Origin of the sequence: Herpetosiphon geysericola (genome assembly GCF_001306135.1) — a bacterium.
GTDB lineage: Bacteria > Chloroflexota > Chloroflexia > Chloroflexales > Herpetosiphonaceae > Herpetosiphon > Herpetosiphon geysericola.
Genome location: NZ_LGKP01000022.1, coordinates 344,630 through 359,968, shown reverse-complemented (window position 1 = coordinate 359,968; position 15,339 = coordinate 344,630). Strand labels below are relative to the sequence as shown.

Below are 15,339 nucleotides of genomic sequence, written 5' to 3'. Positions count from 1 at the left end.
GGAGTTGAATCATGCAACAGATTCCGGCAATCGATTTGCTGAAACTACCTGGCTTGCGCTGGCTTGGGCGCTGGCGCTATGCACGATTTGCACTGCAACTGCCGCTATTTGCCTTAGCAATGTTGATGGTGTGGGATGGCTTGACTGGCGCGCAGCTGGCTCCCAAAAATAGCGCCACGGTGATTGTGTGGGTGCATTATCGTGGCTTTTTGATGCTGGCCTTGTTGGTCGTGGGTAATCTGTTTTGTATGGCCTGCCCGTTTATGTTGCCGCGCAATCTGGCACGCCGGATCATCAAGCCGCGCTTCAAATGGCCAACCTGGCTGCGCAATAAATGGCTAGCGGCAGGTTTGTTGGTGCTGTTCTTCTTTGCCTACGAGCGCTTTGATTTGTGGGCCTCGCCGTGGTGGACAGCAATCTTAATTGTGAGCTATTTCGCGGCTGCGCTGCTGATCGATAGCAGCTTTCAGGGTGCGCCATTTTGTAAATATGTCTGTCCGCTGGGCCAATTCAATATGTTGAGTTCCACGCTCTCGCCAATTGAGGTGGCGGTGCGCCAACCCCAACGTTGCCAAACCTGCGCAACCAAAGATTGTATTGTGGGGCGAGATGATCAGCCTGGCTGTGAATTATGGTTGTTCCAGCCCAAAAAAGTTGGCAACCTCGATTGTACAATGTGTTTGGATTGTATTCATGCTTGCCCACACGATAACATTGGTTTGTTGGCACGCGTGCCAGGTCAAGAATTAATTAGCCTCCAACCACGCTCGGGAATTGGCAAAATCGAAGAGCGCAGCGATTTTAGTTTGCTGATGTTGGTGTTTACGTGGGGCGCATTGCTCAACGCGTTTGGCATGATCAGCCCAGTTTATAGCTTTTACAACTGGCTGACCACTCAATTTGCGATCACCAGCGAAACCTTTTTGCTGAGTGTAGTCTTTATCTTGGCCTTGGTGATTGAGCCAGTGGTGTTGCTCGGTGGTGCGGCTTGGCTGTTTCGGCGGATCAGCGGCCATAACGAACGCTTGATCGCGATCATCAATCGCTTTATGAAGGGCTTTTTGCCAATTGGCATCGCCATGTGGACAGCCCATTATGCTTTTCACTTTATCATTGGCTTTTGGACAATTTTGCCAGTGTTGCGCTCGCTGTTGGCCGAAGCAGGGATCAATTTTAGCTGGATGCCAGTGACTGGATTAAGCCCGCTGGTGCCGCAAGCGATGATTTACCCGTTTCAAATGGGCATGATTTTGCTCGGCAGCGTGCTTTCAGCAGTGATCACATGGCAAACGACAACCACAATCACCAAACAACGCCAACGCTGGGCTTGGCTACCATGGGCGCTGGTCATCGTGGCGATGGCTGGTAGCGCGATGTGGCTTTTGAGCCAACCCATGGATATGCGTGGCATTCTAGAAGGATAATTAAATGCAAACCATCCAACGCTGGCTGATTCTCTTACGAGGAATGTTTGTGTCCAGCCTGATTCTCGTGAGCCTCGTGCCGTTGCAGCCAGCAGCGGCCCACTTTGGCGAGCCATACACTGTGCTCTACGACCAAAAATTGGGCGAGTTTACGCTTTCGATGAAGGCCGACCCCGATGTTGGTACTGGCACGTTTTACAGCGATATTGAACTGCCAAGCAGCATGGCTGATGGCGAAGTGACGATCGCGATTCAGGCCGTTGCTGATGCCAATAGCACTGGACCAAGCAACTCAAGCGCTACAGGCCAGAGCACAGGTCAGAAAGCCAGCATCGAACAAAAAATCGAGTTTGATCAAGAAGGCTATTGGACGCTCGATGTAAGCGTAACTGCCGGCAATCAAACGGGCCAGCATCAATTTAAAGTGCTGGTTACGCCACCTTTTCCGCCGTGGATCACCACCCTGATCTGTTTAGCACCATTTTTGATGGTTGGGGCAATTTGGACTCTGACCATGCGCCGCAATGCCATGCTCAAGCAGCAACAAGCGGAGAACAAAGAAGAGCAGAGAGCATGAGGGGCTAGGGTTCAGGCATTATTTAACCACGAAGGACACGAAGGACACAAAGAGGCAATTTAACTCTTTTACTTCGTGTCCTTTGTGGATCATCATTTTGATTTCTGGTTTTGCCTTCTGCCTTCCGTTATGTTCAATGCTCTTTGTTCTATGTTCTTTCGATTTCTGCCTTCTGACTTCATCCCTCACTCTCTGCGGTAAACGAACAGGTATTTAACGCAGAGGCGCAGCATTAAATTTCCGATCCCCAATCCCCAACACCCGATCCCCTTTCCTTCTGCGCTCTGTTCTATACTCTTTCATCTTTTGATTTCTGCCTTCTGACTTTTGAATTCATCCTTCATGCCTCATCCTTCATACTTATTAATACTCTGCTAGTTTTTTTCTGGCCCAATTTGTGCGATGATAGATAGGTACAAAGTGGCACAGCGGAATCGGGCAATGCAGCTTATGCGATGGAGAATCTGGCTTGATTCGACCTGTTCGATTAGTCGATAGTCTTGAGTTACGGCGCGCACCGTACACCTATATGTTATTGGGCAGTGAGCAAGTATTGGCGGGCAGTCATCGCCCGATGAGCTTTGCGCTGCGCTGTTTGCTGCCATTCGCCCAAGACCGCCATACGCTGGTCTATCACGAGCGTGGACTCCGGGGCTATGTGCAAGGTTGGTATCGATTAAATAGTGCAGATGCAGATTTGGTGTATCTGGCATCGCAACCATTTCGGCGTGGCATGCGCCAGCCAACCGACCCCGATGTTTGGTATCGTTTGCTCGAAGCGTTTGTGGTGCGCATGGGTTCGCGCAATATTGAGCGCGTTTTTGCGCCCTTGGCTTCGAATTCACCCTATTTGGAAGTTTTTCGCCAACTTGGCTTTCAAAGTTATGCTACGCGACAGGTTTGGCGCACGTTAACGCCCGATGTTGCCGAAGGCAGTTCAATCATTGTTTTACGCCCACAACAGCGCCGCGACCCGCATGCAATCCAACGATTGTATGAGGCGATCACCCCTGCAACTGTTGTACGATATGAAGGACGAACGTCGCGATCATGGCAACTGCCGGTCGTTGCGCGTCATGGAGTTCGTCAGCGCTCATGGGTGCTTGGGCGCGATGGCCGAGATGATATTTTACGCGCGGCGTTACATGTGTGGCTTGGCCCACACGCCGCAGTCATGAGCCTTCTGATCGATCCTGCTGAGCAACGCTTAGCCTCGTCGGTTATTCGATTTGGAATGAGCCAATTGGCCAATGCCCATCAAGGTGTCGTCTATCTCCTGCTGCCAGAATATCATGGCGAGTTGCATCACAACTTAGAGGAGATCGGCTTTGAACATATTGGAGATCAACGCCTTACGGTCAAGGAACTGACAGTGCCATTGCGCAACCCGTTGTTGCGGCCTGTGCTGGAAGGAACGAGAGAAAGCGTCGTTAAGCCGTCGCTGTCATCTTCGGTTCGCTCCGAACCGTCTATCTAAACACACTCCGGCGTGTGTTTGAGAAGGATGCAACTAAACATGTTAGATCGTCGCGAAATTACTCATAATATCGATCTGTTGCTGTCAACCTTGCCGCCACGTTTGGCCGAGCCGTTGGCAACTCACGAACAGAAAGATCAAGTTATAGAAATTGTCATGGATTTGGGGCGCTTGCCAGAAGCGCGTTTTCGCCACGACCAATCAAGTTTCCTCAGCGAAACTGAGGTCGGACGCGAAGATCTCGATTATGTGACTGAACGCATTGGCCAGTTTGGCGAAGATAATCGCGCTGGGATTCAGCGCACGCTGCACCGCATTTCAGCGATTCGCAATCGCTCGGGCGTGGTGATTGGCCTGACCTGTCGGGTTGGCCGTGCCGTCTATGGCACAATCGAAATTGTGCGCGATTTGGTCGAGGCTGGCAAATCGATCTTGATTCTGGGCAAGCCTGGGACTGGTAAAACCACCATGCTGCGCGAAGTTGCTCGGGTTTTGGCCGACGACTTCCTCAAACGGGTGGTGATCGTCGATACGTCGAATGAAATCGCTGGCGATGGCGATATTCCTCACCCTGGAATTGGCCGTGCTCGGCGGATGCAAGTGGCTCGGCCTGCTGAGCAACACAATGTGATGATCGAGGCGGTCGAAAATCACATGCCCCAAGTGATTGTGATCGATGAAATCGGTACGGAATTGGAAGCCCAAGCTGCGCGCACCATCGCCGAACGCGGGGTGCAATTGGTTGGCACTGCCCACGGCAATACCTTGGAAAACCTTATGCTCAACCCAACCCTCTCCGATCTTATCGGCGGGATTCAGGCAGTGACCTTGGGCGATGAAGAAGCACGGCGGCGGGGCACCCAAAAAACGGTGCTCGAACGCAAAGCTCCACCAACATTCGATGTGTTGGTCGAAATTCAAAGCTGGGATGACGTGACAATTTACCAAGAAGTCGCTTCAGCTGTCGATTCGATTTTGCAGGGCAATGAGCCAAACGCCGAACAACGCACCAAAGACGAACAAGGCCATATTGAGGTGCATGAAGGTCGGCCAGAACGGGCAGATAGCGAAGCCAGCACCATGCTTACCCGGCGTGGTGGCTATCGCAGCCGCGAGCGTGAGCGCGACCGTGACCATGGCGAGCGCGATTGGCGGCGCAAAAGCGAACGCCGCGAAGCCCAACGCGAAGAACGCGAACGCTATGCGATGACCATGAACCCAAACCCGAACGCAAGCTTAAAAACCGAAGAACCTAGTGTCTTGATCAAAAAGCCAGGCAAAAACGCCCCAGCGCGCATCTTTGCCTTTGGCGTAAGCCGCAATCGCTTGGAAAAAGCCCTTGATCGGTTGGGCATTACCGCCAGTTTGGTGCGCGAAATGGATCAAGCGACGATGGTCATTACCTTGAAAAATTACTATCGCCAACACCCAACGCGCCTCCGCGATGCAGAGGAACGGGGCATTCCAGTGTATGTATTGCGCTCGAATACCCAAACTCAAATGGAAGAATGCCTTGGCTCGGCCTTCGAAATTAGCGTCACGCCCAGCGACCCGTTGAGCGAGGCCATGGAAGAGGTCGAAGAGGCAATTAGCCAAGTTATGGATGGCTCAACCGAAAGTATCGAACTGAGCCCACAAAGCTCGTATGTACGCAGGTTGCAACATCAGATTGTTGAGCGGTACAATCTACAATCAGAAAGTACTGGCAAAGAACCACGGCGCCGGATTCGGATCTTCCGCTAAATCGGCATCGTGGCCTCAACGCTGTTGGACTGTAGGGGAACCATGAGCTTGTTCATTACCTTTGAAGGCCCGGAAGGTAGCGGGAAAAGCACCCAAGCCCGCTACCTCAAGGATTATCTGCAACAGGCTGGCTATCCAGTCATCTTAACTCGCGAGCCAGGCGGAACGCCGATTAGCGATGCTGTACGGCGGCTTGTGCTCGATGGTCAATGGACGGCGATGGAGCCGACAACTGAAACTCTTTTGTTTGCTGCCGCTCGTGCCCAGTTAGTTGGCGAGGTGATCTTGCCCTATCTGAAGCTGGGCGGTATTGTTTTGTGCGATCGCTACGCCGATTCGACCTTTGCCCACCAAGGCTATGGCCTAGGCCGTAATTTGACTGAGCTGCGCGAAATCACCCGTTTTGCGACTGGCGGCTTGCAGCCCGATGTCACCTTCTTCCTCGATTTGCCAGTGGAGCAAGGCTTGCAGCGCAAACGCAAGCAGCGCGATGATTTTCGCGAATCGAGCCAATTGGCCTTGCCATTGCCGCATTTGCCGCAACCAACCCCAAGCCAAAGCGAGCATTGGAATCGGCTCGATGCCCGCGAAATCGCCTACCACGAACGCGTGCGCAACGGCTACCTTGAAATGATCGCCGCCGATCCACAACGCTGGCAGGTCTTTGATGCAGACATTGAACGTGAAAGCCTCACTGCTCAACTGCTGGCGGCTGTTCAGCCCTATCTCAGCAAAATCCAAACCTTGAGCTAAGCCCCAATGGTATAAGCTGCATCTCAGTCGGCTATCAGGCTGAGATGCGCTTGGGCTGTGGTTTGATATGGTACAATAGCCCAATCGTGGCAACGTGCCAGTATTCTAAACCCATGCAGTCGCCCCGCAATGCTGGGGCATTCTTCAGGAAAGCATAGGAACATGACAGAAATTATTGCAGAACTTAAAAGCATCTTGCCGATTGTTGGCATGATTGTTGGGGGCTATTTGGTGCTCCTCTGGGTTGCTTCGCTGGTATGGACATACCGCGATATTAGTAGCCGCTCCAACGATATTTTGGTGCAAGTGCTTTCAACCTCAATGGCCTTCTTTTTGCCATTTGCAGGGTTGCTGTTATATATGTTGGTGCGTCCGCGCGAAACGCTCACTCAAAAATACGAGCGCGAATTGGAAGAAACTTTTATGCGCCGCGATATTGAGGATGAGCATGTCTGCCCGAATTGCCAACGCAGCATTCAGGCCGATTTTGTATTGTGCCCCCACTGCCAAACCCACTTGCGCCGCAATTGTGGCAACTGCGAACGGGTCATCGATTTGACTTGGCAGGTTTGCCCATACTGTGCAGCTCCTGCCAACACGCGCATCAATAGCCAGCCATTACGTCAAGCAGAATATGAACAACAGTACGCCCGCTAAGCAGCAGATTTGCCCAATTTGCGACAATGCTGTCCAGCCAATGCCACGTTATCCGCGCTATGTTTGCGCCGCTTGCGTGGCATTGGCGACTGATCAGCATGGCCGTGGAGTGCAGTTTTTCAATACTGGCTTGATGGGCACTGGCTGTGCTGGCAGCTATCGCGCTGATCAAGCGGCCTATCCATCCGACCAGTGTTGGATTAACGGCCAGCGCTGTTGCGCCAAGGAAGCACGCTTCGGCGGGATTGTGATTGAGGTTGTTGACGATGAATGAGCAAGAGCATTGGCAAGGTTTTATCACTGCTTTCAACGAAGAGCGCTTTGTTGATGGAGTGTTGCAATTGGAAGAACTGTGGTTTGCCGACCGCAGCGATCTCTATCGCGGCCTGATTCGACTTTCGGTTGCGCTCAACCAACTGCGCTTGGGCATTGTCGATAGCCCACGCCAACTGCTTGCCAGCGCCCACGAGATGCTTGCTCCCTTTGAAATCAATCAATACAACCTCGATATTCGAGGCATTCGCGAGTATAGTCAAGCCTGCGCCAGCCTGATTCCTCCTGATTTGCGCACTGGTCAAGGCCGCATCGATTGGGATCTGGTTCCACGAATTCAGCTCTAATCTTCACTCTATTTAGCTTAAGGCTGACACTTTTTTAGAACCAACGTCTCAAGTTTCATCAGGTTGCCCCTACACTCCATCAATTGAACTTTAGGGGGTGTTGGGGGATGAAAACCCCCGGCGTTTCCCTCCGGCGGAGGGACGGAAGGGTGGCGAACCATGAGTATGCTCCAATACCATTAGAAATCATATCTCCCCACAAGTTTAGGCTCAATTTAATTGACATAGAACATGTGTTCGTGTATACTCAAAACACAGATTTCTCCAAGCTGCTGCTTGTAATCCACGGTGCGCACCCTCGTTTGCGGGCTTTTCAAGCCCTATGCAAGGCTTTTTACCAGCCACGATGCTTGGAGCATTGTCACGAATTGAGTACAACACGAAGGGTAACCGAGATGCAGATTGAGCCAATTCAATTAACTCACAAACGTCATAATTATTTGCCGATGGCCTTTTTATGGCGTGGAATTAGCCATCAGGTCGCGAGAATTGAACGAGTGTGGAGCAGAGAGGCGCGTTGGGCACGACCGCCACGCCACTATTTTCGGGTGCGCTGCACCAACAATCAGGTTTACAACATTTTTCAAGATGTGCGCTTAAATGCGTGGTGCGTTGAACGCTAGAGGAGGCCAACCGTGTATTTAGCTTGGTTTGATGATCATCCGCGGAAAGAGTTACGATTCAAAATTGCCGAAGCCATCTTTGCTTATGAAGATCGTTTTGGCGAACGGCCCAATGTCGTGCTGGTCAACGCCACCCAGATCTTCGATGAAGATGTCGAGGGCGTGCGCATCGTTTCCCGCTCGTATGTCCGCAAAGATAACTTTTGGGTTGGCATCGAAGGCATCGTTGCTAGCTCGTAGGTTGCCGGAAGTAGCTTGCTCAATTCCCCGTCTGTAAGATTTGTGTTAATTCTCCTCTAGCTTGCCCGTTTAAAAAATCGACTTGTGGCACAATATATTGGGATACGCACATATGCGTAATTCGATATATTGTGTCACGAGGATTTTATGTCATTGTTCGAGCCATACACGCTACCCGTCAGTGGAGTTACCCTGCCCAATCGCCTCGTTCTTGCCCCGATGACCACCTATTCTGGCACGCCAGAAGGCCAAATTAGCCCCGGCGAAGTCGCCTTATTGCAACGCCGCGCTGCTGGTGGCTTTGGCACGGTGATTACCGCCGCTTGCTATGTTGATCGAGATGGCCAAGCATTTATCAACCAATGGGGCTGTGACAACGACGACAAGCTCGATTCATTACGCAAAGCTGCGAGCGCTATCAAAGCAGAAGGCGCAATTGCAATTTTGCAAATTCACGATGGTGGGCGGATGGCAGACCCCAAGGTCTTGCGCGAACCAGCGCCACGTTCAGCCTCGGCGATTGCTGCCGAACGCCAAGGCTACCTTGAGCCACGAGCCATGACTGCCGCCGAAGTCGAAAAGAGCATTGCCGATTTTGCTGCTGCTGCCAAACGGGCTGCCGTTGCAGGCTTTGATGGCGTGGAAATCCACGGCGCAAATACCTACCTGATTCAGCAATTCTTCTCGCCGCATTCAAACCGCCGCGACGACGAGTGGGGTGGCGATTTGGAACGCCGCTTGCGCTATCCAATTACCTTGGCCAAAGCTGTGCGCGCAGCCGTCGGCGATCAGTTTATTGTGGGCTATCGCTTCTCACCTGAAGAAATTGAAAATCCAGGCATCACGTTTGACGATACCTTAGTGTTGGTTGATCGTTTAGCAGATTGCCGCTTGGATTATTTGCACATTTCGTTGGGCAATTATGCTGCTGGCTCAATGCGCGATCCGCAATCAACCCAACGCCTCAGCACGTTGGTCATTGAAAAATTGGCTGGTCGCGTGCCGTTGATGGCGGTTGGTGGCATCGAAACCGTTGAGCAAGCAGAATTGCCATTACAAGATGGCGCTGAATTGGTTGCGCTTGGGCGGGTAGCCCTGTGGGAGCCAGATTGGCCAAATAAGGTCAAAGCAGGCCGCACCGATTTGCGCCAAGCCTTGCCCGCCAAAGATGGCGATATTATTTGCACCTTGCCACGGCCTTTGTATGAAAGCATCATCCAACGCGCTGGCTGGGTAAAAATCGCCGCCGAATAACGAGCATATTAACCACGAAGAACACGAAGAACACGAAGGGCTAGAGACTAGCGTTTTTAGTCAATGATGATTAAAACCTCATCGTTCACCATCACTTCGCGTTCTTCGTGGTTTCATCCTTCATCCTTTTCTCTGCTCTGCGCCTCTGCGTTAAATAGCCTAATCTCCAAAACCTGCTCCAATCTCTATGCTCTTTGTTTTGATTTTGATTTTTGATTTTTGCCTTCTGACTTTACCCTCATCCTTGTTCTATGTTCTATGTTCTTTGCTCTACGCTCTAATCATCGTCTTTGCCCTTGCCATTGCCTGGGCCTTTGGGCTTTTTGGCCTCTTTGACCCCAATCACCAAGTTGATTTGGCTGTTGGCGACAATTGGGCTGCCAACTGTTGGCTCTTGGCTCAGAATGCGATCTTTGGCTTGATCGTTTGGTTGCTCGATAAAATTAATGCTCAGCCCCAAATTGCGGGCTTGTTGCTCGGCCTCGCCACGTTTGAGGCCCACAAAATTGGGCATGCTTGGCGCTTGCTCGCTGGGAGCAGTTGGCTCTGGCGCTTGAGTCGCTTCGAGCGCAACGGTTGCGGTTGCTTCGGCCACCGGCGCAAGCGTGGTAGTTGCTACGGCCACAGGATTACCACTTGGGCTAGGTTGTTCAGAATCGCCGCTTAATTTGGCAAAGGCCACGGCTATTGCGGCCACAAACGCCAACGCTGCTAGGGTTAGGCCAATTTGCTTTTTAGCCGCTGGTTTGGGCGTGGCAAGCAAGGCTTTGGTTGGCGTGGGCTGCACTTGCGACTGAACCAAAGCAGCGGTTTTTGGTGGCACGCGCACAGCAGTCGTTTCCATATTATGAATTGATACTGTAGAGCGTTGGCGCACTGGCATCGAAATTGTGGCCGAATTTGCGCCCTGTTGAATGCTCTCAATCTCGCCTGCCAAGGCTTGGGCAGAGGCAAAACGCTTGCTTGGCTCACGCTCAGTCGCCCGCTTGATTAGCTGTTCGATGGCAGTGGCGGTGCCTGGCAAGGCTTGGCGCAAAGCAGGCACACCTTCATTTAGATGGCGCTGCACAATCGCCCACGCCGAATCGCCATCAAGTGGCACGCGGCCAGTTAACAGCTCATACAGCATAATCCCTAAAGCGTAAATATCGCTGGCCTCAGTTGTTGCGCCGCCTTCAGCCCGTTCTGGCGCGATATATTGGGGCGTGCCATACACTTGATCGTGGTTGGTCGTGCCAATTGGCTGCACGATGCCAAAATCAAGCAAAATCGCATGGCCATCAGGATTAATTTTAATATTTTGTGGTTTAACATCGCAATGCACATAGCCTTGTTGATGAATTGCCGCCAAGGCTAAGGCAATTTCGCGCGTCCACGTTAACGCTTGGGGCGCGACCACGGGCAACATTTGATCAAGGCTTTGGCCATCGATCAGCTCTTGGACAAAAAACGGCCCAACACTTGGATCGTGGCCAACATCAAAAATGCGGGCAATATGGGCGTGGCTCAATTGCGCCGCAGTTTGGGCTTCGGCGCTAAATTGCTGGCTCAGGCTTGGATTATTGGCGTACTCTGGCCGCAAAACCTTCAAGGCCACATCGCGCTTGAGCAGCAAATCATGGGCGCGATAAACCGTCGCCATGCCGCCTTGCCCAAGCGTTGCCAACAATTGGTAGCGATTTGCCAAGGTTTGATTCATTGCAGCTTCCTTCGTCTATGAGCCAATCGTGCCGCGATTATAGCAGGCTTAAACAAGAAAGAGGCGTAACTATACGCCTCTCATTGCCAATTATTTGGCGCAGCTTAGATCGTTTCTGGCTCGCCCAAAATTTTGTTGGTGATGTACAAGGCCAAACGAGTGGCCAACGTGCCCAACGCCAAACTAAGCAAACCATAAACAACCCGACGCTTCAAATCATCATCCATTGAATTATTCCTCCTAAATCAAAAGCGGTACTAGGCGCTAGTATAGCATTTTTAGTCGCGGCGACCGCCAAAAACTCGAAATGCAAAGTAGGCAAAGGTCAAAATTGATTGTGCAGCAGCAGCAACATACGTCCATGCAGCAGCATTCAAAACCTTAGCAACCGCAGCTTGGTCTTGTGGGCTAACTAGGCCGTTGGCGATCAGCATTTTTTTGGCTCGGCTTGAGGCATTGAATTCGACGGGCAAGGTGACTAAGGTAAACAGCACCGCGCCAGCAAATAACGCCAAGCCAATCAAAGCCATGGTAAAGCCGAAACCGCCACTGCGTGAAGCAGCGCCAAACATCAAGCCACCCATCACCAACCATGTGCCAATGCTACTGCCAATGTTGGCAATGCCCACAATCGAGCTACGCAAACGCAACATCGTGTAGCCTTCGCGATCTTGCAAGGCGTGGCCCAACTCGTGAGCGACAACCGCCATTGCAGCAACCGATGGCGTAACCGACGATTGCGAGAGGTTGATCGATTTATCGGCGGGATTATAAAAGTCGGTAAGTTGGCCAGCAACTTGATTTACCCGCACATAGTTGAGACCTTCGGCACTCATCAAACGTTGGGCAACATCAAAGCCATTCATGCGGTGCATATTACCAACATTCGCATATTTGCTAAATGTTGATTTCACATACCACTGCGCCCAGAAAGCAAACAGCATGCCAGGAATGGCAAAAATGAAATACATTGGGTCGAAGATCATCGGTATCCTCCAGAGGATGCTTGTCAATGTTCCTGTCCGCATGGACAGAAAATTCTAACCTTAAGTATAGCAAGCTCTGGGCCTAGACGTGTTAGCATGACATTAATAATCTGCACACTCAAACACTATTGAAGGAGCTACTATGAATGGTGGAGGCTGGCGAGGGTTTGTTCGCGCGAACGACGACGAACAACCCACTATCAGCCGCATGTTGTTACAGCGTGTATGGGGGTATGCCAAACCCTATCGCAGCGGCATCATTGTGGTCTTGTTTACAATTTTCATCGGAACCTTGCTTGATCGGATTACGCCGTTGTTGGTGCGCCATTTGATTGACGTGGCAATTCCACAGCGCAATCTTGGCCGCCTGAATCTCGTTGCTGTGGGCTTGGTGGCAATTCCCCTGGTCGGCGGTTTGCTGGATATTTGGCAACGGCGCAATTCAGCGCTAGTTGGCGAGGGCATTATTTTCGATCTGCGCCGCGCTTTGTATAACCATATGCAACGCATGAGCCTACGCTTTTTCACCAGCACCAAATCGGGCGAATTGGTTTCGCGGCTCAATAACGATGTGGTTGGCTCGCAACGGGCAGTCACAGGTACGTTGATTACGCTGATCACAAATATCATCACGGTCAGCATCACGCTCTTTATTATGTTGACAATCGAGTGGCGCTTAACCTTATTGGCCTTGCTCGTATTGCCATTATTTATGCTGCCAGCGCGGCGCGTCGGGCGTGTCGTGCGCACATTGACCCGCTCGCAGATGCAAGCCAACAGCGATATGAACGCATTAATGGGCGAAACATTAAATGTCAGCGGTGCATTGCTAGTCAAGATTTTTGGACGCCGCAACGATGAGGTGGCCAAATTTAGCCAGCATGCAGGCGAAGTGCGCGATCTTGGCATTCGCACCTCGTTGGTGATGCGCTCGTTTTTTGTGATGGTTGGTTTGGTCAGCGCAGTTGGCGTAACCTCGGTCTATTGGTTTGGCGGCTATCTGGCAATTACCTCAAGTAGCTTCAGCACTGGCGATATTATTGCCTTGGCCTTGTATTTGCCCGGCTTGTATGGGGCAATTTCAACCTTGGTCAACACCAGAGTTGAATTAGCTTCGTCGCTGGTTTCATTCGAGCGGGTGTTTGAAATTCTCGATTTGCCGCAAGAAATTCTCGACCCAGCCCAACCCAAAATGTTGGATAGCATTCGTGGCGAAGTGCAATTTGAGCATGTTTGGTTTCGCTATCAAGCTGATGATGATCCGATTCTTAGCTCACGCAATGGCCAAGAAACCACCCTCATCAGCCCCATTGCCACCCGCGAATGGGCCTTAGAAGATATTGATTTTACCGCCAAGCCAGGCCAATTGGTGGCTTTGGTTGGGCCTTCTGGCGCGGGCAAAACTAGCCTCACCTATTTGCTGCCGCGCTTGTATGATGCCAGTCGCGGTCGGGTGTTGATTGATGGCGTTGATGTGCGCGAACTAGATTTGGATAGCCTTGGCCAAGCAATTGGCATGGTTACCCAAGAAACCTTTTTGTTTCACGAGAGTTTGCGGGTTAATTTGCGCTATGCCAAGCCCGATGCAACTGATGCAGAATTAGAAGCTGCCTGCCGTGCTGCCAACATTCACGATTTGATCGTCAGCCTGCCCAATGGCTACGATACTGTGGTTGGCGAACGAGGCTATCGCTTCTCTGGCGGCGAAAAACAACGGATTGCGATTGCACGGGTTATTCTCAAAAACCCACGGATTTTGGTGCTCGACGAGGCGACCTCGGCACTTGACTCACGCTCAGAGTCATTAATTCAAGCAGCTTTGCAACCATTGCTCAAAGATCGCACCAGCATTGTGATTGCCCACCGACTTTCGACGATTCTGGCAGCAGATTTGATTTTGGTCGTCGAGCAAGGCCGAGTGATCGAACGCGGCACCCATAGCGAGTTGTTGGCACAGGCAGGGCTGTACGCTCAGCTCTATCATACCCAATTCAAAGAGCGCGAGGAATTAGTAAGGGATCAAGGATGAGGGATGAGGGATGAAGTGGCTAGGGGCCAGGGATCAGGCTATAGGCTATCGGAACATTATTCGTGAAATTCGTGCAATTCGTGGCTAAAAACTATAGCCCATCTTCGCAATCTTCGCGTGCTTCGCGGTTTCAAGCCTTCGTGCTCTTTGTGGATCTAAAAACTGCCAACATCCTTTACACTATAGCCATTGTTTTGAGCAAGGAGGCTTGGACGGTATGATGAAGGCAGGATTTTTCCGCCAGCATGGTGGACTAGATGTGCTCGAATATGGCGATTTGGCGGAGCCGGTGGCTGGCCCAGATGAAGTTTTGGTCCGCATCCGCGCTGCCGCCCTGAATCACCTTGATCTCTTTGTGCGTGAAGGCTTGCCCGGCCTAAAACTGAATATGCCGCATATCGGCGGCTGCGATATTGCTGGCGAAATTGCGGCAGTAGGCGAGGGTGTAACTGGCTGGAACGAAGGCCAGCGCGTGATTGTTAATCCCAATATTTGGTGCGGGCAGTGCGAATTTTGCATCGCAGGCGAAGAAACCTTGTGCGATAGCTATGGCGTGCTTGGCGAGCACCAAACTGGTGGCTTGGCGCAATATATCGCCGTGCCAGCCCGCAATGTATATGCGATTCCCGCTGATTACTCGTTTGAGCAAGCAGCAGCTGTGCCCTTAGTCTGGATGACGGCGTGGCGAGCATTAATTGGCCAAGCGCAACTGCGGGCTGGCCAAAGTGTCTTAATTTTGGGTGCTGGTGGCGGAGTGGCGAGTGCAGCAATACAAATTGCTCGTTATGCAGGCGCAACCGTCTATGCAGCTTCGCGCTCGCCAGAAAAACTGGCACGGGCCAAGGAACTGGGGGCCGATTACGTGCTACGATCAGATGGCGATTGGGGCCGCGAGATTTGGCAACAAACCAACAAGCGCGGCGTTGACGTCGTTTTAGAGAATGTTGGCGCAGCAACGTGGGAAAGCTCATTGCGCAGCGTAGCCAAAGGTGGCACGGTCGTAACCTATGGCGCAACGACTGGCCCAATTGTCAATATCGATATTCGCAAACTTTTCTGGCGCCAATTTAATCTGATTGGCTCAACAATGGCTAATAATCGTGAATTCAACACCATTATGCGCTTAGTATTCTGGGAACGCCGCTTTGAGCCACTGGTCGACAAAGTGTTTCCACTGAGCGAGCTTCAAGCGGCCCACGCCTACCTTGAATCAGCAGAGCAATTTGGTAAAGTCGTCATTGCAATTCCATAACAGAC

At 51.6% G+C, this 15,339-nt stretch carries 16 protein-coding genes; 13 read left to right on the top strand and 3 right to left on the bottom strand.

From position 1 onward, the window contains the following. Nucleotides 1-11: 11 nt before the first annotated feature. The 11 genes from SE18_RS14395 to SE18_RS14345 all read left to right on the top strand — a co-directional run bounded on the left by SE18_RS14395 (nucleotide 12) and on the right by SE18_RS14345 (nucleotide 9,368). Nucleotides 12-1,424: a 4Fe-4S binding protein gene (locus SE18_RS14395; RefSeq protein WP_054535163.1), complete on the top strand. Its 1,413-nt coding sequence runs from the start codon at nucleotides 12-14 to the stop codon at nucleotides 1,422-1,424. Between the two features lie 4 nt (nucleotides 1,425-1,428). After that, the gene (locus SE18_RS14390) at nucleotides 1,429-2,001 is read left to right on the top strand and encodes a hypothetical protein (protein ID WP_054535162.1); all 573 of its coding nucleotides are present in this window, start codon (nucleotides 1,429-1,431) and stop codon (nucleotides 1,999-2,001) included. A gap of 469 nt (nucleotides 2,002-2,470) precedes the next feature. Then, nucleotides 2,471-3,478 carry a hypothetical protein gene (locus SE18_RS14385; RefSeq protein ID WP_152976653.1) on the top strand — a complete coding sequence of 336 codons (1,008 nt, stop codon included), beginning with the start codon at nucleotides 2,471-2,473 and terminating at the stop codon, nucleotides 3,476-3,478. Nucleotides 3,479-3,517: 39 nt separating this feature from the next. Beyond that, complete coding sequence (locus SE18_RS14380) at nucleotides 3,518-5,221, top strand: R3H domain-containing nucleic acid-binding protein (protein ID WP_054535160.1); 1,704 nt, start codon at nucleotides 3,518-3,520, stop codon at nucleotides 5,219-5,221. Between the two features lie 42 nt (nucleotides 5,222-5,263). Continuing rightward, complete coding sequence (tmk, locus tag SE18_RS14375) at nucleotides 5,264-5,974, top strand: dTMP kinase (protein WP_054535159.1); 711 nt, start codon at nucleotides 5,264-5,266, stop codon at nucleotides 5,972-5,974. A gap of 162 nt (nucleotides 5,975-6,136) precedes the next feature. Then, entirely contained in the window at nucleotides 6,137-6,631 is a 495-nt protein-coding gene (locus SE18_RS14370; protein ID WP_054535158.1) for a zinc ribbon domain-containing protein, read from the top strand. Then, nucleotides 6,609-6,905 (top strand): hypothetical protein, encoded by a 297-nt coding sequence (locus SE18_RS14365; protein WP_054535157.1) that lies wholly within the window; start codon nucleotides 6,609-6,611, stop codon nucleotides 6,903-6,905. The genes SE18_RS14370 and SE18_RS14365 overlap by 23 nt, the downstream gene beginning before the upstream one ends. Next, nucleotides 6,898-7,251, top strand: coding sequence for a DUF309 domain-containing protein (locus tag SE18_RS14360; RefSeq protein ID WP_054535156.1), 354 nt, complete (start codon nucleotides 6,898-6,900; stop codon nucleotides 7,249-7,251). The genes SE18_RS14365 and SE18_RS14360 overlap by 8 nt, the downstream gene beginning before the upstream one ends. 395 nt (nucleotides 7,252-7,646) lie before the next feature. Further along, nucleotides 7,647-7,874, top strand: coding sequence for a DUF6504 family protein (locus SE18_RS14355; RefSeq protein WP_054535155.1), 228 nt, complete (start codon nucleotides 7,647-7,649; stop codon nucleotides 7,872-7,874). 12 nt (nucleotides 7,875-7,886) lie between these two features. After that, on the top strand, nucleotides 7,887-8,114 hold the full coding sequence (locus tag SE18_RS14350; RefSeq protein ID WP_054535154.1) for a hypothetical protein: 228 nt from the start codon (nucleotides 7,887-7,889) through the stop codon (nucleotides 8,112-8,114). A 147-nt stretch (nucleotides 8,115-8,261) separates the two neighbouring features. Further along, nucleotides 8,262-9,368 carry an NADH-dependent flavin oxidoreductase gene (locus SE18_RS14345; RefSeq protein ID WP_054535153.1) on the top strand — a complete coding sequence of 369 codons (1,107 nt, stop codon included), beginning with the start codon at nucleotides 8,262-8,264 and terminating at the stop codon, nucleotides 9,366-9,368. A gap of 277 nt (nucleotides 9,369-9,645) precedes the next feature. On the opposite strand, the gene SE18_RS14340 is transcribed toward SE18_RS14345, so the two are convergent. The 3 genes from SE18_RS14340 to SE18_RS14335 all read right to left on the bottom strand — a co-directional run bounded on the left by SE18_RS14340 (nucleotide 9,646) and on the right by SE18_RS14335 (nucleotide 12,053). Continuing rightward, nucleotides 9,646-11,067: a protein kinase domain-containing protein gene (locus tag SE18_RS14340; protein WP_054535152.1), complete on the bottom strand. Its 1,422-nt coding sequence runs from the start codon at nucleotides 11,065-11,067 to the stop codon at nucleotides 9,646-9,648. 104 nt (nucleotides 11,068-11,171) lie between these two features. After that, on the bottom strand, nucleotides 11,172-11,294 hold the full coding sequence (locus tag SE18_RS28165) for a hypothetical protein (protein ID WP_269083554.1): 123 nt from the start codon (nucleotides 11,292-11,294) through the stop codon (nucleotides 11,172-11,174). 51 nt (nucleotides 11,295-11,345) lie between these two features. Beyond that, nucleotides 11,346-12,053 carry a zinc metallopeptidase gene (locus tag SE18_RS14335; RefSeq protein WP_152976652.1) on the bottom strand — a complete coding sequence of 236 codons (708 nt, stop codon included), beginning with the start codon at nucleotides 12,051-12,053 and terminating at the stop codon, nucleotides 11,346-11,348. A 142-nt stretch (nucleotides 12,054-12,195) separates the two neighbouring features. Between SE18_RS14335 and SE18_RS14330 the strand changes: the two genes are divergently transcribed. Both SE18_RS14330 and SE18_RS14325 read left to right on the top strand, forming a co-directional pair. Then, nucleotides 12,196-14,082, top strand: a complete 1,887-nt coding sequence (locus SE18_RS14330; protein WP_054535151.1) for an ABC transporter ATP-binding protein — start codon at nucleotides 12,196-12,198, stop codon at nucleotides 14,080-14,082. A 217-nt stretch (nucleotides 14,083-14,299) separates the two neighbouring features. Then, nucleotides 14,300-15,334: a zinc-binding dehydrogenase gene (locus tag SE18_RS14325; protein ID WP_201783500.1), complete on the top strand. Its 1,035-nt coding sequence runs from the start codon at nucleotides 14,300-14,302 to the stop codon at nucleotides 15,332-15,334. The last annotated feature ends 5 nt before the right edge of the window (nucleotides 15,335-15,339 follow it).